The sequence below is a fragment of the Pantoea sp. S61 genome, assembly GCF_016625145.1.
GTDB classification, from domain to species: domain Bacteria; phylum Pseudomonadota; class Gammaproteobacteria; order Enterobacterales; family Enterobacteriaceae; genus Pantoea; species Pantoea rwandensis_B.
This window is the reverse complement of the sequence record NZ_JACVUO010000004.1, coordinates 63,410-88,959: the sequence shown is the minus strand read 5'-3', so window position 1 is coordinate 88,959 and position 25,550 is coordinate 63,410. Positions and strand designations below refer to the sequence as shown.

General features: G+C 56.0%; 23 protein-coding genes. 10 read left to right on the top strand and 13 right to left on the bottom strand.

The genetic code is table 11. The features are described from left to right. The first annotated feature begins 230 nt into the window (after positions 1 to 230). The gene (locus IAE30_RS10620) at positions 231 to 3,311 is read left to right on the top strand and encodes a beta-galactosidase (RefSeq protein ID WP_200679570.1); all 3,081 of its coding nucleotides are present in this window, start codon (positions 231 to 233) and stop codon (positions 3,309 to 3,311) included. On the opposite strand, the gene IAE30_RS10615 is transcribed toward IAE30_RS10620, so the two are convergent. Then, positions 3,250 to 4,557, bottom strand: a complete 1,308-nt coding sequence (locus tag IAE30_RS10615; protein ID WP_038648699.1) for a multidrug efflux MFS transporter — start codon at positions 4,555 to 4,557, stop codon at positions 3,250 to 3,252. The two genes, IAE30_RS10620 and IAE30_RS10615, sit on opposite strands and share 62 nt — an antisense overlap. A gap of 393 nt (positions 4,558 to 4,950) precedes the next feature. Between IAE30_RS10615 and IAE30_RS10610 the strand changes: the two genes are divergently transcribed. Further along, a complete protein-coding gene (locus IAE30_RS10610; RefSeq protein WP_038648702.1) occupies positions 4,951 to 5,205 on the top strand; it encodes a biofilm development regulator YmgB/AriR family protein in 255 nt (84 codons plus the stop codon). A gap of 110 nt (positions 5,206 to 5,315) precedes the next feature. On the opposite strand, the gene IAE30_RS10605 is transcribed toward IAE30_RS10610, so the two are convergent. The 3 genes from IAE30_RS10605 to IAE30_RS10595 all read right to left on the bottom strand — a co-directional run bounded on the left by IAE30_RS10605 (position 5,316) and on the right by IAE30_RS10595 (position 9,023). After that, the gene (locus tag IAE30_RS10605; protein WP_200679568.1) at positions 5,316 to 5,633 is read right to left on the bottom strand and encodes a hypothetical protein; all 318 of its coding nucleotides are present in this window, start codon (positions 5,631 to 5,633) and stop codon (positions 5,316 to 5,318) included. Positions 5,634 to 5,806: 173 nt separating this feature from the next. Next, positions 5,807 to 6,106: an I78 family peptidase inhibitor gene (locus IAE30_RS10600; RefSeq protein WP_045833892.1), complete on the bottom strand. Its 300-nt coding sequence runs from the start codon at positions 6,104 to 6,106 to the stop codon at positions 5,807 to 5,809. Positions 6,107 to 6,428: 322 nt separating this feature from the next. Beyond that, positions 6,429 to 9,023: an EAL domain-containing protein gene (locus IAE30_RS10595; RefSeq protein WP_200679566.1), complete on the bottom strand. Its 2,595-nt coding sequence runs from the start codon at positions 9,021 to 9,023 to the stop codon at positions 6,429 to 6,431. A gap of 216 nt (positions 9,024 to 9,239) precedes the next feature. Here IAE30_RS10595 and IAE30_RS10590 point away from each other — a divergent pair, with 216 nt between their 5' ends. Then, on the top strand, positions 9,240 to 9,887 hold the full coding sequence (locus IAE30_RS10590; RefSeq protein ID WP_034830547.1) for a CPBP family intramembrane glutamic endopeptidase: 648 nt from the start codon (positions 9,240 to 9,242) through the stop codon (positions 9,885 to 9,887). A gap of 43 nt (positions 9,888 to 9,930) precedes the next feature. On the opposite strand, the gene IAE30_RS10585 is transcribed toward IAE30_RS10590, so the two are convergent. After that, positions 9,931 to 10,116, bottom strand: coding sequence for a hypothetical protein (locus IAE30_RS10585; RefSeq protein WP_034830477.1), 186 nt, complete (start codon positions 10,114 to 10,116; stop codon positions 9,931 to 9,933). A gap of 213 nt (positions 10,117 to 10,329) precedes the next feature. Between IAE30_RS10585 and IAE30_RS10580 the strand changes: the two genes are divergently transcribed. Continuing rightward, positions 10,330 to 10,500, top strand: a complete 171-nt coding sequence (locus tag IAE30_RS10580) for a hypothetical protein (protein WP_007887091.1) — start codon at positions 10,330 to 10,332, stop codon at positions 10,498 to 10,500. A 111-nt stretch (positions 10,501 to 10,611) separates the two neighbouring features. Continuing rightward, on the top strand, positions 10,612 to 10,845 hold the full coding sequence (locus IAE30_RS10575) for a hypothetical protein (protein ID WP_038648712.1): 234 nt from the start codon (positions 10,612 to 10,614) through the stop codon (positions 10,843 to 10,845). Positions 10,846 to 10,956: 111 nt separating this feature from the next. On the opposite strand, the gene yniD is transcribed toward IAE30_RS10575, so the two are convergent. The 6 genes from yniD to IAE30_RS10550 all read right to left on the bottom strand — a co-directional run bounded on the left by yniD (position 10,957) and on the right by IAE30_RS10550 (position 16,657). Continuing rightward, positions 10,957 to 11,064 (bottom strand): small membrane protein YniD, encoded by a 108-nt coding sequence (gene yniD / locus IAE30_RS30035; protein WP_097117533.1) that lies wholly within the window; start codon positions 11,062 to 11,064, stop codon positions 10,957 to 10,959. A 78-nt stretch (positions 11,065 to 11,142) separates the two neighbouring features. Then, positions 11,143 to 11,571: an OsmC family protein gene (locus IAE30_RS10570; RefSeq protein ID WP_038648715.1), complete on the bottom strand. Its 429-nt coding sequence runs from the start codon at positions 11,569 to 11,571 to the stop codon at positions 11,143 to 11,145. 66 nt (positions 11,572 to 11,637) lie between these two features. Then, entirely contained in the window at positions 11,638 to 12,828 is a 1,191-nt protein-coding gene (gene lldD / locus IAE30_RS10565) for an FMN-dependent L-lactate dehydrogenase LldD (RefSeq protein WP_200679564.1), read from the bottom strand. Further along, complete coding sequence (gene lldR / locus IAE30_RS10560) at positions 12,828 to 13,613, bottom strand: transcriptional regulator LldR (RefSeq protein WP_200538269.1); 786 nt, start codon at positions 13,611 to 13,613, stop codon at positions 12,828 to 12,830. Before lldR ends, lldD begins: the two co-directional genes overlap by 1 nt. Next, the gene (gene lldP / locus IAE30_RS10555; RefSeq protein WP_034830465.1) at positions 13,610 to 15,259 is read right to left on the bottom strand and encodes an L-lactate permease; all 1,650 of its coding nucleotides are present in this window, start codon (positions 15,257 to 15,259) and stop codon (positions 13,610 to 13,612) included. Before lldP ends, lldR begins: the two co-directional genes overlap by 4 nt. A gap of 228 nt (positions 15,260 to 15,487) precedes the next feature. Further along, positions 15,488 to 16,657 carry a cyanate transporter gene (locus tag IAE30_RS10550; protein ID WP_200679556.1) on the bottom strand — a complete coding sequence of 390 codons (1,170 nt, stop codon included), beginning with the start codon at positions 16,655 to 16,657 and terminating at the stop codon, positions 15,488 to 15,490. An 87-nt stretch (positions 16,658 to 16,744) separates the two neighbouring features. Between IAE30_RS10550 and IAE30_RS10545 the strand changes: the two genes are divergently transcribed. Continuing rightward, the gene (locus tag IAE30_RS10545) at positions 16,745 to 17,605 is read left to right on the top strand and encodes a LysR substrate-binding domain-containing protein (RefSeq protein WP_200679546.1); all 861 of its coding nucleotides are present in this window, start codon (positions 16,745 to 16,747) and stop codon (positions 17,603 to 17,605) included. A gap of 89 nt (positions 17,606 to 17,694) precedes the next feature. Continuing rightward, positions 17,695 to 19,062 (top strand): amidohydrolase family protein, encoded by a 1,368-nt coding sequence (locus IAE30_RS10540; RefSeq protein WP_200679544.1) that lies wholly within the window; start codon positions 17,695 to 17,697, stop codon positions 19,060 to 19,062. A gap of 78 nt (positions 19,063 to 19,140) precedes the next feature. Here IAE30_RS10540 and IAE30_RS10535 read toward each other — a convergent pair whose 3' ends face one another. Next, positions 19,141 to 19,338 (bottom strand): hypothetical protein, encoded by a 198-nt coding sequence (locus IAE30_RS10535; RefSeq protein WP_200679542.1) that lies wholly within the window; start codon positions 19,336 to 19,338, stop codon positions 19,141 to 19,143. A 388-nt stretch (positions 19,339 to 19,726) separates the two neighbouring features. On the opposite strand from IAE30_RS10535, the gene dbpA reads away from it, so the two are divergent. The 3 genes from dbpA to IAE30_RS10520 all read left to right on the top strand — a co-directional run bounded on the left by dbpA (position 19,727) and on the right by IAE30_RS10520 (position 24,052). Next, positions 19,727 to 21,106 (top strand): ATP-dependent RNA helicase DbpA, encoded by a 1,380-nt coding sequence (dbpA, locus tag IAE30_RS10530; protein ID WP_038648727.1) that lies wholly within the window; start codon positions 19,727 to 19,729, stop codon positions 21,104 to 21,106. Between the two features lie 125 nt (positions 21,107 to 21,231). Beyond that, entirely contained in the window at positions 21,232 to 22,194 is a 963-nt protein-coding gene (locus IAE30_RS10525) for a chemotaxis protein (RefSeq protein WP_034825306.1), read from the top strand. A gap of 301 nt (positions 22,195 to 22,495) precedes the next feature. After that, on the top strand, positions 22,496 to 24,052 hold the full coding sequence (locus tag IAE30_RS10520) for a methyl-accepting chemotaxis protein (RefSeq protein WP_200679540.1): 1,557 nt from the start codon (positions 22,496 to 22,498) through the stop codon (positions 24,050 to 24,052). A 37-nt stretch (positions 24,053 to 24,089) separates the two neighbouring features. Here IAE30_RS10520 and IAE30_RS10515 read toward each other — a convergent pair whose 3' ends face one another. Next, positions 24,090 to 25,379: an HAAAP family serine/threonine permease gene (locus tag IAE30_RS10515; RefSeq protein ID WP_200679538.1), complete on the bottom strand. Its 1,290-nt coding sequence runs from the start codon at positions 25,377 to 25,379 to the stop codon at positions 24,090 to 24,092. Positions 25,380 to 25,550: the final 171 nt, after the last annotated feature.

The following is a 25,550-nucleotide window of genomic DNA, read 5'->3' as shown; positions in this document are numbered from 1 at the left end:
GGGCTGAGTGTATGAGGCGGCAACGGGCGCGACAATACAGAATTCTCTGCAACCCGGCGCTATTCATCTCTGCTCACCATGCTTAACAAATTACTGGCACTACGCCCGCGAAAAAACCACAGAGGCATCATCATATTGACGAAAATTTCAACCATTGCGGGCGGTCGATCACTTTACACGCCGCGCGAAATGACGCAATGTGAGCGCATTACAATCAATGAGATCTTACCATGACCCTGCCCACCCATTCTCTCAGTGATATCCTGGCGCGTCGCGACTGGGAAAATCCGGTGATCACCAGCCTGAATCGTCTGGATGCTCATCCGCCGTTTTCCAGCTGGCGCGATGAAGTCAGTGCACGTGATGACGCCCCCTCGCCTTCGCGTCAGTTATTAAACGGTCAGTGGACTTTCAGCTATTTCCCTCAACCCGAAGCGGTGCCACAAAGTTGGTTACTGCAGGATCTGCCCGGCGCGCACGCACTTCCCGTACCCGCTAACTGGCAACTGCATGGCTTCGATGCGCCAATCTACACCAACGTGCAATATCCCATCCCCGTCAATCCGCCTTGGGTACCTAAAGAGAATCCCACTGGATGTTACTCGCTCACATTCAATGTTAATGACAGTTGGCTGACGCAAGGACAAACGCGCATTGTGTTTGATGGTGTCAACTCCGCCTTCTTCTTGTGGTGCAACGGGCAGTGGATAGGCTATTCCCAGGACAGCCGCCTGCCGGCTGAGTTTGATCTGAGTCAGTCATTGCAGCGCGGCCAGAACCGACTGGCAGTGATGGTGTTGCGCTGGAGCGATGGCAGCTATTTAGAAGATCAGGATATGTGGCGCATGAGCGGGATTTTCCGCGACGTCACCCTGCTCCATAAGCCATCAACCCAACTGGCCGACGTGCAAATCGAAACGGCGCTGAGCCCGGAATATATCCGTGGCGATCTGCGCGTGAGTGTCAAAATTAACGCCGGTGAACGGCCGCTTAATCAGTGCCGTCTGCGCGTGAGCCTGTGGCAAGACGAAACCTGCATCGGCAGCGAAGAGCAAGCACCGGGCAGTGCGGTCATTGACGAGCGTGGACATTACCCAGAGCGTGCGCTGCTGGTGCTGCCGATAAAAAATCCGCTGCTGTGGAGCGCGGAAACGCCCCACCTTTATCGTGCCGTGGTGACACTGCTGGATGACAACGGTCAGGTGATTGAAGCGGAAGCTTACGATGTGGGCTTCCGGCGCGTCAGCATTGAAAACGGCCAGCTGTGCGTTAACGGTAAAGCGCTGCTGATTCGCGGTGTCAATCGCCATGAACACCATCCGGAAAATGGACAAGTGGTGGATGAAGCCAGCATGCGGCGCGATATTGAATTGATGAAGCGTCACAACTTCAACGCCGTTCGCTGTGCGCATTATCCCAACCATCCGCTGTGGTATCGCCTGTGCGATGAATATGGCTTATATGTCGTCGATGAGGCCAATATTGAAACCCACGGCATGCAGCCAATGAACCGTTTATCGGCCGATCCACGCTGGTTCGCCGCTTACAGCGAACGTGTGACGCGCATGGTACAGCGCGATCGCAACCACGCCTGCATCATCATCTGGTCACTGGGCAATGAGTCCGGCCACGGCAGTACGCACGATGCACTCTACCAGTGGGTGAAAAGCAGCGACCCGACGCGTCCGGTGCAATACGAAGGCGGAGGTGCCAATACCGCCGCCACCGATATTGTCTGCCCGATGTATGCGCGCGTCGATCAGGATCAGCCCTTCCCAGCCGTGCCGAAATGGTCGCTGAAAAAATGGATTGGCCTGCCGGGTGAAACGCGTCCGTTAATCTTGTGCGAGTATGCGCATGCCATGGGCAATAGCTTCGGAGGCTTCGCCAAATACTGGCAGGCTTTCCGCCAGTTCCCGCGCCTTCAGGGCGGCTTTGTCTGGGATTGGGTCGATCAAAGCCTGACGCGTTATGACGAGCATGGCCAGCCATGGCAAGCCTACGGCGGCGATTTTGGTGATAAGCCTAACGACCGCCAGTTTTGCATGAACGGCCTGGTGTTTGCCGATCGCACCCCGCATCCTGCTCTGTTTGAAGCACAGCGTGCACAGCAGTTCTTCCAATTCCAGCGCGATGCCAATAACGCCTGGCGTTTCACCCTCTCCAGCGAGTATCTGTTCCGCAGCAGCGATAATGAAGTGCTGCGCTGGTCGATCGAACAGGATGGCGTATCACTCGCGCGGGGCGAGCTGCCGCTGCATCTTGCCGCGCAGGGCAGCCAGGTGATTGATATCCCTGCGGCTGAACATTTACAGGGAAATGCATGGCTGAATCTGGCGGTGCATCAGATCGCGGCCACCGCATGGTCGGAAGCCGATGCTTGCGTGGCCTGGGATCAATGGCCGCTGCCCGCTGCGTTAATGCCACGGGTGATTGATGCCACGCCAACCGCGCCAGAACTGATTGCCAATCACGATCTGGTTGCTGTGCAATTGCCGCAACAGCGTTGGCACTTCTCGCGCCGCAGTGGGGAATTGGTGCAGTGGTTTGTTAACGATGAAGAGACGATGCTGACGTCATTGCAGGAGTGCTTCGTACGCGCGCCGATTGATAACGATATCGGCACCAGTGAAGCCGCCAATGTCGATCCCAATGCCTGGGTAGAGCGCTGGAAACACGCGGGCTATAACCAGCTGGAAGCGGTGCTGCTGGATATGCAGGTCGATAGTCTGAAACACAGCGTGCTGATTGATACCTGGCATCAGTGGCAGGCCAATGGGCAGGTGATCTTTACCAGCCACAAGCGTTATCAGATCGGTGGCAACGGTGAGTTTAGCATCAGTGTCGAGGTGCAACAGGCGCCGGGCTTGCCTGCTCCCGCGCGCATCGGGTTACGTTGTCAGTTGAGGAACGCACCGCAGAACGTGTGCTGGCTCGGCCTGGGTCCGCACGAAAACTATCCGGATCGTCAACTGGCGGCGCAGTTTTCGCACTGGCAGCAGCCGCTGGCTGCGCTGAGTACCGCCTATGTGTTCCCGGGTGAGAACGGATTGCGCTGCGGCACGCGCCAGCTTGATACCGGCAGCTGGCAGGCGAGCGGCGATTTTGCTTTCTCGCTCAGCCGCTACAGCCTGGAGCAGTTGCGGGATACTTCGCATCGCCATCTGTTGCGGGAAGAGGAAGGCTGTTGGCTGCACCTTGATGGCTTCCATATGGGCGTGGGCGGTGACGACTCATGGAGCCCCAGCGTCAGCCCGGAGTTTTTGCTTTCTCAGCAGCAGTGGCACTACGCGATGACGCTGCGCCAGTAGTATTCTTCGCCGCCTCACCTTGTTGGCTCAGCGGAGGAGTCAGCTCGGTTTTCGGGCGGCGATAGAAGCGGCGCAGAAGCAGGACATTCAACAGCACCACCACGGCGGTCGCGAAGAAGACCCAGCGATAGCCGGTCGCAGCAGACACCGCCGCACCCAATAGCGGGCCGGCCACGTTACCGAGATACATAAAGGATTGGTTGTAGCCAAAGATGCGTCCGGTGACATTATCGCGCGAGTGGCGTACCAGCAGCGTTTGTACTGCGGGCATCATCGCGCCATCGGCAAAGCCCAGCAGGAAACGCAGCACGCCTAACTGGGTGGCGCTGGTAACGAATGACATCGCCATCAGCAACACCAGAGAAAACAGCATGGTGCCCATCAGAATGCGCTGCGTGCCGATGCGATCGCCCAGCTTACCCAAACGAGGGGCGGAGATCAGCGCCGAAACGCCCGGCAGTGCAGCAATCACACCACTGAGGAAGGCCAGATTCTGCGCATCGGGTGCCAGCTCGCGCACGAACAGCGTCAGGATCGGGTTTACCGAGCCATTACACATCTGGATCACCATGGTGGTGACGAACAGACACATCATCAGACGAGGATTGTCGAGGCTGCGGAACACGTCACGTCCGCTCATTTTGTCCTGCTTGCTCACTGGCGTGTAGCCGGTCTCTTTGATCAGGAACAACGTGACAAGGAAGCTCACCATCAACAGCACCGCTGTGACAATAAACACCATGCGCAGTCCCAGCCAGTCAGCCAGCAGCCCGCCGATCATCGGCCCCAGAATCACGCCGCCAATTTGCCCGGTGGAGACACAGCTCAATGCCCAGCCGCTGCGCTCACGCGGAACCTGAGCGGCCACCAGCGCCATCGCATTAGGAATATAACCGGATGTCAGGCCCATGAGCGCACGCAGCAGCAGCAGCTGCCATGCTTCGGTCACAAAGGCCTGCAGCAGAATCACCGCGCCCATACCAAAGGATGCGCGTAACAGCATCAGCTTGCGCCCTTTACGGTCAGCCAGACTGCCCCACAGCGGCGCCACCGCAGCAGAGACGATGAAGGTGATACTGAAGGTGAGACCCGACCAGACGCTCAGTGCATTGGCGCCATGGATGCCGAGTTCCTCAACGTAAAGCGGCAGGAAGGGAATAATCTGGCTGATGGCTAATCCAGTGAAAAAGCAGCCAAACCAGACCGATATCAGATTGACCTTCCAGGACTCGATGGAGCGTAGCATGGGCGTGTACATCAGAAAAAATGAAATGAGGGTTCAGTCTAACAACCTCATAACATCGCTGGACGGCAAAACATGGCATCGGATTAAAAACGCAGTTTTCCGCTGCCGTGCGTGATTCTGCTCACAGCAAATAGTGTAAGGGGCACGATTTGTAGTGTCTTTATGTGCTGAAACAAACAACTCAGCAAGATAAGCGCATCGCGACAGAGAGCAAACGTGAAAAAATATGTCTATTCATTACTGACAATATTAGACGCCGCATCTATGTTTAAAAAATCACCGGCCATCGCTGGCGAGGCGCTGCCCGTTCTGGACAGTTCCCATGCTTAACACATATTTCCCAATGCTGCCAATAAACGGCGGTGGGCATCGTTGTCTCTGCGGAGGTCAGCCATGAGAACACATCCTAACAGCGCCAGTCGGGCGATTACCGACTACTTCAACAGTCCTGCCTGGCATGCGCCGCACGAGAGCGATCTGCTGGCAGCGATCATGCGCGAATTGATGGATGATGGTCAGCCCGCGACCAGCAAAGCGATCATTGCGCGGGTGATTGCGAAACTGGAATTTGAAGGAGATGAGCAGCAGCTACAAAGCTACCGTAATTTGCTGGCGCAGCTGCTGGAAGACAGACAACAAAAGCCGTAATGTGCCGTCATTCAGCCGCCTGCCAAATCACCTTGTGTGCAGGCGGATCCTAAGACATCAGCGTTCAACGGCTTCCAGACCCGCCGCTTGCAGGCGCGCCTCATCGCGTTTTACTTCACGACACGCAGATGATCGGCTTCGCTGACCACCGCCTTACCGCTCGCACGATGATACAGACACAGCTCATGCCCGAGCTGGTTTTTCATGTGCTTCTGTGGATAACGCCCTTCCAGCAGTACCGCATCGTAACCGACGCTATCGTCATACTGAATCGGTTTCCCCACCACCTTCACTCCTTTCAGGCCGCTGGCTTTCAGACAAGCTTGCTGCCGGCTTTGCGTGTTTTGTTGCCAGGCGGCTTCGCTCGAGGCGTGCGCCAGTGGGCTTAATAACAGGGTGATTAGCAGGATTTTACCGGTGTGTCTCATCGTCGCTCCTCAATTAATCCAGTACGGATTAATAGATAAAAAAATTCCCGCCGAGGCGGGAAGAAACAAGACGAGCATTGCATATTCCAGAGTGACGAGGAAATCTCCGTAATGCGCAGCTATCCTCGCCCGGCGCCATGACAGCCCGATGACAATGCGATGTCCGTTTGAATTTACCCGCAATAAACCCGCGAAATTTTACCGCTTTGGTCGGCGGTAAAGTTCAGGCGGCGCAGATTGAAGTCCATGGTGACGGCACCGTTCCACGGAATGGCGCGCACTGGCACCGCAAAGCGTTGGGTATCAAGGCTACTCAGTGGCTGGCCGATATAATTCTGATATTGCGATGCGCCACACTGATCGGTTTCGGGATCGTGGCTGACGGCAGCGGTGCTGTCCGGTTTGCTGGCGGACTGACAGGCGGTTAAGGCAAAAAAGGCCGTAGCCAGTAACGCTTTTCCATAATGGGTCACAAGTTTCTCCTCCTGGATAGTAAACGAACCGTTCCCGAGAGTAACAAAGCAAGCCCTTATTGTGAAAACAATGACAGAGGATGAGTCGAATAATTGTGCTCTAACGCGCGATCTTCCTCTCAATTTCCAGGATTAATCGCACGCCCAGTCTAAAAATTACGCACTCAGTCACTATAATTAACTAAGAATTATCTGAGGAGACGATGATGGAACTTGCCATTTTTATCGGCTTTGCCATCCTGATGACCGTGGTTGCGGTGCGGGTGCGTTAAGCCCTGATGAGATGGGCGGCTAAACCGCCGCCATAACCGAGAAGCCGCACTTATTGAGCGGCTTCTTTTTCATTCTGCAAGCGCACTTTAAACGCCGCAAGTGGCATTGGCTTGCCGAGAAAATAGCCCTGTCCCTCTTCACAAGAAAGCGCCTTAAGCTCATTGAGCTGCGCTTCGGTTTCAATCCCTTCTGCCGTGATGGTGAGTGCAAATGCCCGCGCTAATCCGACAATCCCCGCCACCACTGATTGCGCCTGCCTGGATTCCGGGAACTCTTTCATCCATGATCGATCGATTTTCAAGCCATTGAACGGGAAGGTTTTGAGATAGCCTAAGGCAGCATAGCCAGTACCAAAATCATCCACCGTCAGCCGCACACCCAGCGCACGCAACCCCTGCATGATTTCCAGCGCACGATCGGGATGCTCGAAGGTCACGTTTTCAGTGATCTCCAGTTCCAGCCGTGTGGCCGGTAAACCGCTAACCGCCAGCGCGTGTGCGACACGATCCACCAGATCGCTGTTACGGAATTCCACCGGAGAAATGTTCACGGATACGTAGCGCTGGTCGCCCCAATCGCTGGCATCATGGCAGGCGCGCATGAGCACCCAGTCACTGATGGCAGCGATCAGTCCATTCTCTTCCGCCAGCGGAATAAAGCGATCAGGGGTAATCCATTGATCCTCAGCCACTTGCCAGCGAATCAGTGCTTCCGCGCCGGCAAGCAGTCCACTTTGCAGCTGGTAACGCGGCTGATAGTGCAGTGAAAACGTGTTGTTGCGCAGCGCCTCTTCAATCGCCTGCACCATATCGCGTTTCGATTGAATATGGTTGGCCATATCGTTGGAGTACCACACCCAGCGATCGCGTCCAGCCGTGCGTGCCTGACCGAGTGCAATGTCCGCCAGTCGCAGCAAGGCTTCCGGCTGGCTGGCATCCTGCGGTGCGCTGACAATCCCCATGCTGGCGGTCAGGCTCAGTTGGTGCGAGCCGGTGATAATGGGCTGATGGACGGCGCGTTGCAGCGCACGGCAACGATACTCCAGACCGGCACGCGAGCTTTCGCGCAGCAGCAGAATAAACTCATCCCCGCCCAACCGTGCCGCCAGCTCATCAGGACCAATCAGATTTTTCAGCCGCTGAGAGATCTCATTCAGCACCACATCGCCCACCGCGTGGCCCCACGAATCGTTGATCGGTTTGAACTGATCCAGATCGAAGCTGATGACAAACAGCGGTGTCGCTTGCGTGGCGTGTTCCAGATGCGTGGTCAGAAATTCCTGCAGTTGCATGCGGTTGGCGAGGCCAGTGAGCAGATCGTGGCGTGACAGGAACTGGATGCGTGCTTCCGCATCCACTTCATGGGTGATATCAGACACTGCACCGCGAAAGCCGGTACGCAAGCCGTTGCGGCGAATGGTCTTCGCCATCAGTTCACCGATACGACGCTCACCATTGGCGGCCATAAATTGGCAGCGCAGCGGCACATGCTGCACTTCATCGCCCTGACGCAGCAGCCAGGCCACCAGCGAATGGCTGGGATGGCTTAGAAGCTGATCCAGCGGGCGTCCAATCCAGCTTTTGATATCGTGTCCGGTGACTGCCGCAAAGCGCGAGGAGAGATAGCAAAGGCGACCCTGATCGTCGACTTCCCAAATCCAGTCCGAGGCGGCTTCTGCCAGATCGCGAAAACGCTCTTCACTGTTGGCCAGCTCACGCTGGCTGATGGCTAGCATTTCAAAGCGACGATCGGAAATGACCGCATTATGCAGTGCATGGCGCACCACCCGGCGTGTCACCAGCGCAACCGCCAGCGCCGTAAACAGCAAAAGCGGCATCATCAGCCAGATCACGCCAAAACCGGGATTTTTGGCCTGCCAGCGCAACACCAACGGTTCCCCCTGGATCACCGGCTCAACCAGCCGCGGTTCATACAACGCATCGTTTAAGCCATTGGCAATTCGTGGGGCAATCACGTTAAGCGACTTGCCAAGTGCCTGCATTTTTTCCGGTGTCATGATTTTCACGAAAACCATCACCGAAGGCGGGCCAGGGATAGTGGGGAGATTGGGCACCTTTCCTGGGGTGATCGGCGCAGCCACCACCAATGCCGGCTGCTGATTAATCATCGCATTGCGCGTGATGCCCTCCTCAGCCTGGTGACGTGCGGCGGCCAGTAACAATGCGCTTTGCCCGCCTAACCAACTCTCCAGCGAAGCCTCTGACAATTTGCCATCCACCACCGCATAGCGCGTTTTGCCTGCACCATCGATCACAAACACGCCGTCGTAGTGATACTCCTTGTACAGACCCGGCCCTAAGTTCTCCTCGTCCCACGCCCAGACTTTATTCACCGTCAGGTGCAAATTTTTCCAGCCTTCGCCCCAGTTCGCGTAATCACGCACATCAATAATCATATTTTGCTGCTGCTGCTGCCAGGCCTGGCGCATCAGGTTGACATCCTGCTGGATCGAGTCGCTGTTTTGTCGGTGGGCTATCACCAGCACCATCACGACTGAAAGCAGCAGCACGCCAAACAGCAGCGACGTCAAGGTGCGCAAACTGCGTCGCGTCACCCGAACGGTGTGCGCTTCCATATTAGCCCTGGCAGGCAAGGTCGCGTGCCGGTGATACTCAGAATTCATGCAATATGCTCGCAAAACAGAGGCAGCAAAAGAGAAGACAGGGTGCGCGTTCAAGACGCCTCTGTCCTGTAATGGTTTTTTCGGTTATCGGCGCAGGCCGCCGCAGATTTAGTCCTCGCGGCGGAATTTTTGAGCAGTGCGATTCTGTGTGGGGCCATCTCGACAGCAATGATCGCCATTGCTACTATGCGTTTTCCTCTGCCCATTGAGCTGACTATGGACACCCAATCCGACAAAGTGACGCTGACGCTGTTCTATGCCGCGAGCTTTGTGGTGTATTACGTCGTGACCATGCTGATTACGCTGTTTCCCAACTACGGGGCGCTGCGTAATAACGGTTTACTGGTGCCTGTGCTCTGCTTGTTCGAATTCGCGGTCATTTATCCGCTGTATCGTTTTTACTGCCAACGCCGCACTGACATTCCGCTGGGATATCTCCGCCCTGGTCAGGCGTTACTGTTTGTGGGTGCGCTGGTGGCACTGATGGTGGCGCAAACGCAATTCCTGCAACCGGAAGGCTGGTTGATTGCCCAGAGCCAACAGGGTCGCAGTTCGATGTTGATCCTGCTGCTAACCGCCGTGCTGCTGGCGCCAGTGTTTGAAGAGGTGTTGTTCCGCGGTTTTCTGTTACAGGGGTTTCTGTTGTGGGCGCCGAAGAGTCGCTTCGCCTGCATGCTGCTCACCTCACTGCTGTTCGCCGCGATGCACACGCAGTACGTGCATTGGGAAACCATAGTGGCCCTGACGCTGTTTTCACTGTTGCTGTGTTACGCCCGTCTGCGCAGCAATAGCCTCGCGCTGCCCATCTTCCTGCATACGTTGAATAACTTGATCGCGATTCTGCCCGCCTGGTTCTACGCATAAAAAAAACAGCGCAATCTCTTGCGCTGTTTTTAGGATAAAAGCATCAGGAAATGGCCGAGTCTTTGTGTTTGTCCGCCTCAAAATGGGCTTTGAACTGCTCGTAGATAGAAATCATGTTTGAAGCATCGCCTTGCATTGGGCTGAGTTTGCCTGCACGCACCAGTTCAATCACCAGTTGCAGCGCGGCTTGTTTTGGGCTGCTGGCCGGATGGGCAATTTCGTTCAACATTGGTCACTCACTCATCATTCTTGTCAGGGCCGCACAGTTTAGCCCAGATTGTACTGCTGATGTGCGTCCGGCTGGTTATAATCTCACCGTTCGCACCACAAGGCCGCTCAGGGTGATCATTGACTCTCGTGCCGTTTGGCTATACTGGATTAAAAAAAGGAACGAACAGCCACTGCTTCCGTATCATCAGGAACGTGTTAAAGGAGTCCAATCATGCTGATTGGTTTTGTGTTGTTAGTGAGCGCGTGTGGACACGATGCCTGTGACGCCTTACCCGTGTCAGAACGTATCTACCCGACCAAAGTGGCCTGTGAGCAAATGGCCGATCGCATCCATAAAGTCCGGCCGAATGTGGTCCTGCTGTGCGGGGAAGTGCACCGTTAATTCGGTGCCATTTTATGTTCATTGTACAAAAAATAAGCCAGACGGCATTGCAAGATCGGCGCGCAGCGTCCAAAATATAAGCTGCTTTACACTATTACCGTTGTGAATCCCATGAAGAATCATCGCCCCCGTCGTCCAAACGGACGCTGGGTTTATTACATTTTGTATGATGGCATTCTCTGGCCCTGCCCGGTGCGCTGGGAGTGGGAGAGCAGCTTTGAAGGCTGGTTGCCATTCTACTACTCACCCACCTTTGAGTTTGTGGCGGGTGACCCACGCAAGGCCTATCGCATTGCGCGCAGCAGTGTGCGTAACGTTCGCCAGCCAGACAGCGAATACGCCTGAATCAACCGAGTTGCCACGGTAACCAGGAGGCGGTCAGCAGATAGTGCACCCCTTCCAGCACCAGAATCACCATCACTAGCACGCCGAGCTTATGGCGGCAGATCCAATCTTTCAGCCCCATATCATGGCAGCCCAACGAATCAGCATCAGCGCGCCGCAAATGCACAGCAGCACCACAATCATTTTCCAGTGTTTAGTTGCAGCCAGTTTTTTCCCCACGCATCCTCCAGACGGCAGAAAGCAACGATGCGCCCAAAGGCGCATCGCTATTCTACCGCTGGTAAACCGTAAGGGCGATTAATTATTCAGCGTATAGTCCAGGCTGATCTCGGCATTCAGCACCTGAGAGACCGGGCAGCCCGCTTTGGCTTTCTGAATAATCTCATCAAATTTGGCACTGTCGATGCCTGGCAACGCAATGGTGCTGGTCAGTGCGATTTTGGTAATGGCAAAACCTTCACCTTTTTTGTCCAGTGACACATCCGCCGTGGTGTCGATGCTTTTTGGCGGATGGCCAGCCTGACCCAGCATCAGCGACAACGCCATGGAGAAGCACGCCGCATGTGCAGCACCGATCAGCTCTTCCGGATTGGTGCCCTTCTCACCCTCAAAACGGGTATTAAAACCGTAAGGCTGGTTGTTCAGCACGCCGCTTTCGGTGCTCACAGTACCTTTGCCTTTGATGTCGCCTTCCCAATGGGCCGATCCTTTCTTATGAATGGTCATGTCATTCCTCCTGTTAGTCAGACAGCAGTCAGTATAGACAACGCCACTCATTTTGCTTTTCGCGCTTCAGCTCACGGCACGCGGTCGGGCCGGGTGTAAACCCGCTTCGCTCAGCAGCGCATTTGCCTGCACCAGCGAATCCTGGGTGATCTCAGCAATGCTTTTTGCTCCGGTCAGCGTCATCGCCACTTTCATCTCTTTTTCAATCAAATTCAGCAAATTCTCAACGCCACGCTGGCCATGGGTCGCCAGCGCATAGATAAAGGCACGGCCCAGCAGCACCGTGTCTGCACCGAGCGCGATCATACGCACCACATCCAACCCGTTGCGGATACCGCTGTCGGCCAGAATGGCAATATCGCCTTTCACGGCGTCTGCAATGGCGGGCAGTGCGCGTGCCGATGACAGCACACCATCTAGCTGGCGTCCGCCATGGTTCGACACCACAATGCCGTCCGCGCCAAAGCGCACCGCATCACGCGCATCTTCGGGATCCAGAATGCCTTTGATCACCATAGGGCCATCCCAGAACTCACGAATCCACTCCAGGTCTTTCCATGAGATCGACGGGTCAAAGTTATTGGCCAGCCAGCCAATGTAATCTTCCAATCCGGTGGGCTTACCGAGATAAGCAGAGATATTACCGAGATCGTGCGGACGGCCATTCAGCCCCACATCCCACGCCCACTGCGGATGTGTCACCGCCTGCCAGTAACGACGCATCGCCGCGTTAGGCCCGCTCATGCCCGAATGCGCATCGCGGTAGCGCGCGCCCGGCGTCGGCATATCCACGGTGAAGACCAGCGTCGAACAGCCCGCCGCTTTCGCGCGTTCCAGTGCGTTACGCATAAAGCCACGATCGCGCAGCACATACAGCTGGAACCACATCGGACGATTAATGGCAGGCGCCACCTCTTCAATCGGACACAGCGATACGGTGGAGAGCGTGAACGGAATGCCTTTCAGTGCCGCTGCACGCGCGGCCTGCACTTCCCCGCGTCGCGCGTACATGCCGCACAAACCCACAGGCGCTAACGTGACCGGCATCGACAGCGTTTCGTTGAACAGTTTGGTTTCCAGACTGAGATCGGACATGTTCTTCAACACACGCTGACGCAGTGCCACGTCCGACAGATCGGACACATTGCGCTTCAGGGTGTGTTCGGCATACGCGCCGCCGTCAAGGTAGTGGAACAGGAACGGGGGCAGGATGCGTTGCGCCGCGGCGCGATAGTCACTGGCTGCAGAGATGATCATCAGTTTTTTTCCTTACGATTATCCAGGGACTCGCCTGGCAAGCGGGTAATCCGCGCCTGCCGGGCTTCATCTTCATGGAGCGATTTCAAGGTGGTATGCACAAAGCCGAGGTGATCCATCGCCGCCTGGCGTGCCGACTCGGCATCACCGGACATCACCGCATCGAACATCGCCTGGTGCTGTTCATTCAGGCGATTAAAAATCACCGGCTGGGTGTACATGCGCTGGCGGCTATGCAGTACCGAAGACTGCAGCAAATCGAAGAAACCGCGCATGGTTTGCAGTAGCACCACATTGTGCGAGGCCTCAGCAATGGCGAGATGGAAGCGCAGATCGGCCTGCGCCGCGATATCGGGATCGTCACAGTCGTGCATCTTCAGCAGCGCATCAAAGGCAAGACGCAGCTTCTCTTTATCCGCTTCCGTGGCACGCAAGGCGGCGTGCCAGGCGGTACTGGCTTCGATGGCGTGGCGCGCTTCCAGGATATCCCAGCGATAATCCGGGTCGTCCGCCAGCAGTTGGCGAATCGGCTCGACAATCCGCTGTTCCGACCAGGGTTCCTGCGGCTCACATAGCCAGGTACCGCCGCCGCGTTTACTGATTAACACGCCGCTACTGATCAGCTGCTGAATCGCCTCACGCAATGATGAGCGTGACACACCGAACTCAGCGGCCAACTGACGCTCGGCCGGTAAGCGCATACCCGGCTCCAGCTGATGTTTCTCAATCCAGGCGAGCAATCGCGCCCGTAGCGTTTCCGCTAATCGCGGCGTGTTTTCTGTCATGGAATCATCCAGGTTAAGACATAAGCTTGCAGTGTCGTGATCACCCCCACCATACAGGTGAAGATCAGACTGTGTTTAACGGTAAAGCGGAACAGATCCGACTCTTTACCCACCAGCCCCACGGCGGCGCAGGCGATGGCGATCGACTGAGGTGAAATCATCTTACCCGTCACGCCCCCCGTGGTGTTGGCGGCCACCAGCAGCACATCCGACACACCAATCTGCTGCGCGGTGGTGGCCTGCAACGCCGCGAACAGCGCATTAGAAGAGGTATCGGATCCTGTCAGAAACACACCCAGCCAGCCAAGGAACGGCGAGAAGAAAGTAAAGGCATTGCCGGTGTGCGCCAGCGCTAAGGCCAGTGTGGCAGACAATCCGGAGTAGTTGGAGATAAAGGCGAAGGCCAGCACCATACCGATTGAGTAGATGGGCAATGCCAACTCTTTCAGCGTCTCACCGAAGGTCTGGATCGCCGCAGCGGGCTTCATACGCAGCCAAATAACTGACAGCACCGCCGCCACGATAATCGCTGTGCCGGTGGCTGACAGCACATCAAACTTGAAGATGGCCGCATAAGGCGTTGCCGCACTCACCACCGGCGGCATACGTGCCACCAGCTCATGCAGCAGCGGCACCGGAACGCTGAACACCCAGTCATACATCACGCCACCTTTAGCAAACAGCGCCTTGAACGGCGGAATACTCCACAGGGTGACGGTGGCAGTGAGGAACAGGAATGGCATCCACGCGCGCACAATCTGGCCCAACGTATAGCGCTGAGAGGTTTGCGTCGGGTCAACGGCGGTTTTCTCATCGAAACGGAAAATACGTACTGGCTTCCAGCGGCGCAGGAACAGCGTGAGGCAGATGAGAGAGGCCAGTGACGAGATAATGTCTGGCAGCTCGGGGCCAAGGAAGTTGGAGCTGAGGAACTGCGCAATGGCGAACGATCCGCCCGCCACGATCACCGCTGGCCATGTTTCCTTGATACCGCGCCAGCCATCCATAATCGCCATGATCCAGAACAGTACAATGATGGTCAGGAACGGCAATTGACGCCCGGCCATCTGCCCGATCTGGAAGCTGTCGAGTCCGGTGACTTGCCCGGCGACAATAATCGGAATCCCCATCGCACCAAAGGCCACTGGCGCAGTGTTGACGATCAAGCATAAGCCAGCCGCGTACAGCGGATTAAAGCCTAATCCCACCAGCAGGGCTGCGGTGATCGCCACCGGTGCGCCAAAACCCGCCGCCCCTTCGAGAAACGCGCCGAAGGAGAAACCGACGATCAGCATCTGTAAGCGCTGATCGGGAGTAATCGAGAGGATCGAAGCGCGGATAATGTCGAATTGCCCGGTTTTCACCGAGATTTTATACACAAATACCGCCGCGACGATGATCCAGGCGATTGGCCACAGGCCGTACAGGAAGCCATACACCACGGAAGCCAGCGCCTGGCCCAACGGCATACCATACAGGAACAGCGCCACCAGCAGTGCAATCACCACCGTGGCGGTGCCCGCCTGATAGCCTTTCAGCTTGAGCTTCAGCAGCGCGAAGAAGAAGAACACAATCGGAATCACCGCCACCAGGCTGGAGAGCCACAGATTGTTGAGAGGATCGTAGTTTTGTTGCCACACCGGCATGCCGTTATCTCCAGAGGTTACCAGATGAGTGCAGCGCAACGGCAATGCAGGTTTGCGCCGCAGGTCTTGCCCTTCTGCTCACTGAAATTGGTAGGACCAAAATGCAGTGCGGGGCTTTCTGGCTCCAGATAGTTAATGCATTGTTAATCTAAAGCAACGACGCTGGGGTGATTTTTCGTGTTATGTGACGATGTGGCAACATTTAAATCGTTTTGGTAGGACCAATGCTCACTCTGTCTGACCAAAGGCCCGACGATAACTGTGGGGATGAAAGCGAAGATTCAGCGCAATCAATCCCACCGTCACGCCGCCCTGCATCATCCACACGCTGGTAAAACTGTGCGTCAGCGCCTGCAACTGACCGGCGATAAACGGCATACACCCGGCGATGATGAAACCTGCGCCCTGCATAAACGCCACCAGGCGTGCACCCGCCTGCGGATGTGGCAGGTGATCGAGCGCCAGCACCATCGCCAGCGGGAACGCAGCCCCTAAACCAAATCCGGCAATCGCCGCCCACAACCATGGCGCCAACAGGGGGGCAAACAGGAAACCGCACATACCGACCAGCTGGCAAACCAGACTGATGATCAGCTGTGGACGGCGATCCGCCTTGCGCGCCAGCAAGGGCATCAACAACGCGCCTGCTACCTGGCAAAGGATCATCACGCCCAGCAATGAGCCGCCTGCCTGTGCTGACCAGCCAAGGTGGTGATAAGCATCCGGAAGCCAGGCGACGCAGGTCGCATAGCCGCCATTGACCAGGCCAAAACTGAGTGCCAGCGACCAGGCGCGCGGTTTACGCCAGAGCGAGGGCATAGAGACCGACTCTGCGCTTTGCATCACCGGCACACTCACGATCCACCACAGCACAATCGCCAGCAATACGGGCAGTGCCCAACCGGTGAGCGCCAGTGACCAGCCGAAGTGCGTGCTGAGCCACGGCGAGAGTGCTGCCCCCAATCCGCCGCCGCCCATTAACGCCCCCGCCCACAACCCGGTAACGGGGGCGCTGCGCTGGGCAAAGCGCTGACGAATCAACCCCGGCATCGCCATCTGCACCACGCCAACTCCCAGCCCGGCAAAAAGCGCGCTGACCACCAGCCATTGCCCGTCGTGAATCACACCGCGTGCAGCCAGCGCCAGCAGCAGCAGGATCAGCCCGGCGATCAACAAACGTTGCAGCGGAATACGTTGCATCAGGGAGGCACTGAGTAGCGCCACCGCGCCCATCATCACCATCGGCACGGCGGGTAACAACGAAGCGGCAATCGAAGAGAGGCTCATGGCCTGGCGAAGTTCGCCCAGCAATGGGCTAACAGAGGTCAGTAACGGACGCATATTGAGCCCGGCCAGCACCAAAGCGGCGAGCGGCAATCCGTTGGAATGTCGGTTCATACACAATCCTGCAGTAGAAAGGTTGTCAGGGTCGCAGCAATGGTTACTATTTGGAAATGAAATAACACCATAGCGATCAGTGGAAAAATGAATCGTCAGCCGATGTTTACGCCGCAGCAGTTACTCAGTTTTGTCGCGGTATGCGAAACCGCCAGCTTCACACGCGCCGCTGAGCGCGTGCACCTATCTCAATCCACCGTCAGCCAGCAGGTTCGCCGCCTGGAAGAGATGATTGGTAAAGCGCTGCTGGAACGCACCTCGCATCAGGTGGTGTTAACTGAGGAGGGAGAGAAATTACTTGGCTATGCCCGCCGGATCATTGCGCTCAACGGCGAGGCTCACGATGTACTGAGCGACAAGTGGCGCGATGGCGTCCTGCGCCTTGGCGTGCCAGAGGATTTTGCAGCCCCCACCGCAGCACTGCTGGCACAGTTTAGTCGCGAACATCCCCAGCTGCGCCTCGACGTGATGAGCGGCATGTATGTCGACTTGCATCGTGCGTGGCAGCGAGAAGAGCTGGATATCATGCTGATCAAGCAACCCGGCGGTGAGCGTCCGCTGGCAGCGCGACCGGAACCCCTGCTGTGGCTGGACAGCGCCGAACACCCCTGCTTTGAGCAGACGCCAGTGCCGCTGGTGGTATTTCCCCAGCAGGGACTGTATCGCGAGGAGATGTGTCAGACGCTGGATGCGCTGGGCCGTAGCTGGCGCATCAGTTATAGCAGTGCCAGTCTGGTGGCGCTCGCCAGTGCCAGCGCGGCGGGTTTAGGCCTGACCTTGCTGCCTGCCAGCTGTCGTTTGCCGGGGCATCGCGTGCTGGATGAAACTCAGGGTTTGCCGCCAATCAGCCACTTTGAGCTGGCGCTGTTTTGCCGTTCCCCACAGGACGATTTGCAGCAGGCGCTGGCCGAGGCGTTAGTCGAATTTTGCCAGTTGAAGTGGCAGTGATTTTTCCACTGCTCAGCAGTGGGAAATATCGCAGCGCCGCGACCCGGGTTTTGCCAGATTAACGTTTTCCTTGTTGACTGGAGCCTCTGATGCACCTCACTTCACCTAGCCGTCGCGATTTCATTAGCCAGGGCGTCCGCCTCACCGCCGCCGGAAGCCTGCTGGCCGCCGGTATGAGCGCCGCCGCTCCCTCGCCCTCTTCCGCCGTATCGCCAATCTCTGCGCCGCCACCGCGCGTAGACCATTACCAATTGCTCAACGTACGCCTCGAAGAAGGCTTTGAGCGTGACGGCAACGACATCATCGCGACGCGGACAGCGCTTTACGATATCACTGTCAAAGACGGCAAATTTGCCGCCATCGAAGCCGCCGGTACAGCGCGCAACGCCGACATTCCGCAGTGGGATGCCCAAGGCTCGCTGCTGTTGCCGCGCACCCGTGACATGCACATCCACCTGGACAAAACATTTTACAGCGGCCCCTGGCAAGCCCCGCGTCCGCGCCAGGGCAAAACCATCATGGATATGATTGCTCGTGAGCAGGTACTGATCCCGCAGTTGCTCCCCACATCGCAGGCGCGTGCTGAAGCGTTGATCGGCTTATTGCACAGTAAAGGCACCACAGAAGCACGCAGCCATTGCAACATCGATCCGGTGAGTGGCCTGAAAAGCCTGGAGCATCTGAAGCTGGCGCTGGCGAACCACCCCGAATTTCCCTGTGAAATTGTCGCCTTCCCGCAGCACGGTTTACTGCATTCAAAAGTGGATGGCCTGATGCGCGAAGCGATGCAGATGGGCGTACAGTACGTTGGTGGACTGGATCCCACCAATGTGGATGGCGCTATGCAGGCCTCGCTGGATGCCATGTTCCAGATTGCGCTGGATTTTGATCGTGGCGTCGATATCCATCTGCACGAAACCGCGCCATCTGGCGTGGCAGCCATTCAGTATATGGTGGACACCATCGCGAAGAACCCGCCGCTCAAAGGCAGAGTGACGCTGAGCCATGGCTTTGCGCTGGCCACGCTGGAAGGCAAAACGCTCGATAAGATGATTGCAGGCATGGCTGAACAACAGATGAGCGTGGCGTCCACCATTCCGATCGGCAAACTCACTATGCCGTTGCCACAACTGCAGGCCGCAGGCATCACGGTGATGACCGGCACCGATAGCGTGATCGATCACTGGTCACCGTTTGGCACCGGCAGCATGCTGGAGAAAGCCAACCTGTATGCGCAACTCTATCGCGGTTCGGATGAGTTTGGTTTGAGCCGGGCACTGCACATTGCCACCGGCGGCATCCTGCCGCTGTCGAACCAGGGCGAGCGCCAGTGGCCGAAAGTGCAGGATGATGCCAGCATGATGCTGGTTGAGGCGAGCTGCTCCGCCGAAGCGGTGGCACGGATTGCCCCGGTGCGTGCCACCTTCCAGCGTGGTGCCGCGGTGTTCAGTGCCTGAGATCAAAAAAGCCTCCGTGAGGAGGCTTGATGAACGGTAAATGCAGGGGCGGCATGCACCCACTGCAGATGGCTGGATTTACGATAACATCTGAATCGCCAGCGCATATAAACGCTGGTTTTCATCGTCGTTAACTGGCTCTTCTTCCGCGTAACAAGCAATCATGGAGCTGACTTTATCCGAAGATAAGGTCTCCCCGTGCAGATGCAGGGTTAACACGGCGCGGCCGACGATTTTCAGAATGTCTTCGTTTTGTCCCTGGACGTAAAGACTCAAAGTGGACCTCTGAATAAATTATTGTTTGCCAAATGGCGCGCCAAATATAAAGCAAAACGGCAGGTTATTTTAATCGGAATTTTACCCATCTTAAGTGACACATAAGCGTAACATAGACAAAAACAGGTCAAAAAGACGCTATATAGTCCCTTTATCAACGCTAATTGCACCTTTTAATTCAAAAAAGACGTTTCACACCGTTTAAAACAACCGGCCATACTGACAAAAATGATTAGAATTTCACATCTATAAAAGGTGAATAATTAGCCAAACGATCATCACGCTAATCGATTTCACTATGTTATCAATGACGCGATTTGCATTGCCGATAGCAGCCCTTTCTGCGAGACTGACCGCCGCAATCCTGACCGCTATTTGAGACATTCCCGTGACCGCTTTTTCTACCCTGACGCAACTCCCTGCCAGCCAACTCGACAACCTGCGCGAGATGGGCTTCGACGCCATGACACCTATTCAGGCGGCTTCATTGCCCGCCATTCTTGAAGGGCGCGATGTGCGTGCGCAGGCGAAAACCGGCAGCGGTAAAACGGCAGCCTTTGGTATTGGCTTGCTGCAACGCATCGATATCAGCCGCTTCCAGACCCAGGCTTTGGTGTTATGCCCTACCCGCGAATTGGCGGATCAGGTGAGTAACGTGCTGCGCCAACTCGCGCGCTTCACCCGCAACATTAAAATTTTGACGTTGTGTGGCGGCCAGCCGATGAGCGCGCAGCGCGATTCGCTGGTGCATGCCCCACATATTGTGGTCGGCACGCCGGGCCGTATCCTTGATCATCTCAAGCGTGACAATCTCGACCTCAACGCACTGCAGACGCTGGTGTTAGATGAAGCCGATCGCATGCTGGAGATGGGGTTCCGCGATGACATGGAAGCCATCATCGGGTTCACGCCGGAAGCACGTCAGACACTGCTGTTTTCTGCCACCTGGCCAGACACTATTGCCAGCCTCAGCCAGCGCTTCCAGCGTGATGCATTGGCCGTGGCCACGGAAGACAAAGCCGAACTGCCTGCTATTGAGCAACAGTTTATTGAAGCCAGCGCCCATGAGCGCGGCAACCTGCTGAGTGCATTACTGAGCCAACAGCAGCCGTCTTCCTGCGTGGTGTTCTGTAATACCAAACGTGAATGTGATGATATCGCCGCCGCGTTGAACGATCGTCAGATCAGCGCGTTGGCGCTGCATGGCGATCTGGAACAGCGCGACCGTGAGCGCGTCCTGATCCGATTCGCCAATGGCAGCATCCGCGTGTTGATTGCCACCGATGTGGCCGCGCGCGGGCTGGATATCAAATCGCTGGCGTTAGTGGTGAACTTCCAGTTGGCCTGGGATCCTGAGGTGCATATCCACCGCATCGGCCGCACCGGTCGCGCGGGTGAGAAAGGGTTAGCCGTGAGCTTTGTCGCGCCCGATGAAATGGTGCGTGCTAATGCACTGGAAGAGTATCTGAGCCAGAAACTCAACTGGGTTTCCTCCGCCACCTTGAAGGGCAAAGCGGCGCAAGCTCTGCCTGCCACTAAAATGACGCTGTGCATTGATGGTGGGCGCAAAGCCAAAATCCGCCCGGGCGATATTCTCGGTGCTCTCACCGGTGAAGCCGGATTTAGCGGCGATCAGATCGGCAAGATCGACCTGACGCAGACGCATGCTTATGTCGCGATCGATGCGGCACAGGCGAAGAAAGCGCTGATCAAGCTGAAAGAAGGCAAGATCAAAGGCAAAAGCGTCCGCGCCATCCTGCTGAAGTAATCCCCTTTTACGCGAGGGCATCCGCTCTCGCGCTAAAATTTCTGCCCGCCCCTTCATTTTTTTCCCGCGCTGCCGATAAGTTAATCATTGCCCCTTTACCTGCCCAGATTCCGCTTGAGGCCATGATGGATAATTTTCAGAAAGAGATCGATGAACGCGCTAACCTTGCGCTTTCCAATAAATTCGAACTGCTGCTGTTCCGCCTGGGTTCCGATCAGCTGAAAGGCAAATCTGAGCTCTACGGCATCAACGTATTCAAACTGCGTGAAATCGTGCCAATGCCGACCATTACCCGTGCGGCGGGTATGCAATCACCGCTGCTCGGTATGGCCAGTATTCGCGGTCAGTTTATCCCGGTCATCGACCTGCCCGCGGTGACCGGTTGCAAACCGGAAACCGGCCTCAATCTGCTGCTGGTCACCGAATATGCGCGCAGCACGCAGGCCTTTGCTGTGGAGTCGGTGGAAAATATTGTGCGCCTGGACTGGAATCAGGTGCACACCGCTGAAGCCGGCATTGGTAGCCGCAATATCACCAGTATCGCCTGCCTCGACACCGACGGTCAGAGTAACAACCTGGCGATGGTGCTGGACGTTGAGCAAATTCTGTATGACATCATCCCTTCCGTGCGCGGCGTTGAGCCGAGTGCTGAAACGGCGAAAGACTTCAACCTCAAGCCCGGCCAGGTGGCGATTGTCGCGGAGGACTCCAAAGTCGCGCGCCAGCTACTGGAGCAGGGCCTGAAAAGCATGGGCATTCCAGCCATCATGCATAACACCGGTCTGGAAGCCTGGATCAAAATTAACGAGATGCAGAAAGAAGCCGCAGCGGCAGGCGAGTCGATCCACGACAAGATCGCGCTGGTGTTGACCGATCTCGAAATGCCAGAGATGGATGGTTTTACGCTCACGCGCAATATCAAACGCGACGACGCATTACGCCAGATTCCGGTGGTGATCCACTCCTCGCTCTCCGGCAGCGCCAACGAAGACCACGTGCGTAAAGTCGGCGCCGATGGCTATGTGGCGAAATTTGAGATTAACGAACTGTCGAGCGTCATTCATCGCGTACTGGAGAAGAAACGCTAATCCTTTTTTATCCTCCCCCTTTTTTAATCAGGCGCGATTTTCGCGCCTTTTTTACGCCCTGCCTGCGCTCACACACACCGATCCACTCATTAATCACGTTAACGATTTTGTGACGCGCCTCTAAAAAATTAAAGTTAAAACATTAACAACCGATAACTGATAGCGCTTGAACCGGTGCTGCCATACCCGATTAATTACGCCCGGTAAGTATCTTTTCCTTATAAAACATCAGCCTGATGCAGGCCAACTGCCTGCTTTTCCGTCTTGAAAACAACACTATTTAGCATTACGGGGAGAACCAATGTTGAGCTTAAAGAATATGAAAGTGGGCGCCCGTTTAGGGATAGCCTTCGCGCTTGTCGTGGCCCTACTGGGAGTAGTCGGTGTGACGTCGATTATGAAAATTAACAACATCAAAAATGGCATCACCTCAATTGTGGAAGACCGCTATGTCAAAGTCCGTTTGGGTTTTGACGTGCGCGATGGCGTGAACGATCAGATCAAATACCTGCGCGGCATGGTGATTGACACGCTGCGTCCGGAAAATAACGTGCAACGTTATAAGCAGTTGGATGAGGCAACCGAGCGCACCAACAGCGCCATGAAAAAGATTGAAGCCATTCAGGTTACCGAAATCGGTAAAAAGAAAATCGCCGGCCTGCTGGCCGCCAGCCAACTGTTTGAGCAGCAAAAGAATGAAGTGCTGGATCTGATTCGTGCAGGCAAGCTCGAGGAAGCCAGCACTTATGTGCTGAAGAAAATCACCAGCACCCAGAACGCCTACCTTGATAGCGCGGTGGCTTTTGCCAACTCACAGTCAGATCAACTGCGCAAAGAGGGCTCTGGCATTATTGATGACGGCTCTACCGCCATCGAAATCACGCTGATCTTCTCGGCGATCGCGATTGCCGCCTCCGTGCTGCTTGGCTTTATGCTGACGCGCTCAATTGTGCGTCCGCTGAATGAAGCGGTGGGCATTGCCGAGAAAGTCGCGGCGGGCGACCTCAGTTCACACATTGAAGTTAGCGGTAAAGACGAAACCGCCGTGCTGATGCAGGCACTGCAGGCGATGAACGATAACCTGCTGACGATTGTGTCGAACGTACGCGCCGGTTCTGACACCATTGCCGTCGCGTCGAATCAGATCTCCAGCGGTAACATCGATCTCTCATCCCGTACCGAGCAGCAGGCCAGCTCGCTGGAAGAGACCGCCTCTGCCATGGAGCAGATGACCGCGACCGTGAAGCACAATGCGGATAACGCGCGTGAAGCCAATCAGCTGGTGGCCACCACCTCAACCGTCGCCAAAGAGGGTGGCGTGGTGATGGAACAGGTCATCGAGAAGATGGAAGCGATCACCCTCTCTTCTAAGAAGATCGTCGATATCATCAGCGTGATCGATTCCATTGCCTTCCAGACCAACATTCTCTCACTCAACGCTGCGGTTGAAGCCGCTCGCGCGGGTGAACAAGGCCGTGGATTTGCCGTGGTGGCGACAGAAGTGCGCAATCTGGCACAGCGCTCCGCCTCTGCCGCGAAAGAGATCAAAGTCCTGATTGAAGATTCAGTCTCGAAAGTGGATGAAGGCAGCCGTCTGGTGACACATGCGGGAACCACCATTGGTGAAGTGGTGAACAGCGTGAAGAGCGTGGCGGATATCATGAGTGAAATCACCATTGCCAGCAGCGAACAAAGCAGCGGTATCAGTGAGATCAATCTGGCCATTACCCAGATGGAAGCGGTCACTCAGCAGAATGCCGCGTTGGTGCAGGAAGCCTCTGCCGCTTCACAAGCGTTGCAGGAGCAGGCCGATCGACTGGCGCAGTCAATGAGCGTCTTCAAGACAGCGGCAGTGTAAGACAGAGCGGCGCGAGGAATCGCGCCGCCCTTTTGCATTAATTCATCAGCGAATACGCAATCGACGAAATCGCTAACAGGCCAACAATGACCACAAACACATTGCTGATTTTGCCACTGTACTGACGCATCGCCGGGACTTTCTGAATCGCGTACATCGGCATCAGGAACAGAATCATCGCAATGATCGGTCCGCCCAGAGTTTCAATCATCCCGAGAATGCTCGGATTCCAGGTGGCAACCAGCCAGGTGGTCAGCAGCATAAAGCCGGTTGTCACGCGGTTCAGACGCTGAGGCGAAACGTTTTTCCCCCGGCTGCGCAGCGATTTCACCACAATTCCATTGAAGCCTTCACGCGCGCCCAGATAGTGGCCAAGGAACGATTTGGTGATGGCGACCATCGCCACAATCGGTCCCATCCAGGCAATCATCGGCACATTAAAGTGGTTCGCCAGATAGGAAAGAATGGTGATGTTTTGATCTTTCGCCGCCTGCAAATCCGCGGGTGACAGGCTCAGCACGCAGCTGAAGACGAAGAACATCACCGTCACCACCATCATCAGATGTGCGCTGGCGAGAATGCGTGAGCATTTCTTTTCCGCGCCTGCGCCATATTCATTGCGCTTCGCCACCGCAAACGACGAGATAATCGGCGAGTGGTTGAAGGAGAACACCATCACCGGAATCGCCAGCCACAGCGTCATCCAGATGCTGCTATCGCCCGCCCCCTGGCTGAAAGACAGCGTTTCCAGGGCTGCGCCGTGCCAGTGTGGTACCAGATAAGCCGCCAGCAACATCAGCACCGCGACAAACGGGAACACCAGCACGCTCATCGCTTTCACGATCATCTGCTCGCCAAAGCGCACCACGGTCATCATGCCAATGATCAGGACCAATGACAGCACCACGCGCGGCGGCGACACCATACCGAGTTGGTGCACGATGAAGCTGTCGACGGTGTTGGTGATCGCCACGCTGTACATCAGCAGGATCGGGAAAATAGCGAAGAAATAGAGCAAGGTGATGATCTTGCCGGCGCCCACACCGAAATGCTCTTCCACCACTTCAGTAATATCTTCACCAGGATTTTTACCCGACAGCACAAAGCGCGTCAGAGCACGGTGTGCATAGTAGGTCATGGGGAACGCGAGGATTGTCATAATAATCAGGGGGATTAGACCACCTGCACCTGCATTGATAGGCAGGAACAAAACGCCTGCGCCTATCGCTGTACCGTAGAGGCCCAGCATCCACACGGTATCACTTTTACGCCAGCCTGTTGAACGGGCCTCAACCGTGCCCTGCGCAACGGTTTGTGAGTTGTCCATCTGTCTCTCCAGAATTTAAAGCTTTTTAAACAATGCAGCCGAAATCACGGCGGCTAAACATGCCATTGGTGCGACGGGGCACATGCTACGCGTTTTTGACGACTTAAGGTTGCCTGAACGCAAGACATGCATCACAAAGCCGTCATAAATGCGTGAATCGGTCATTAAAGC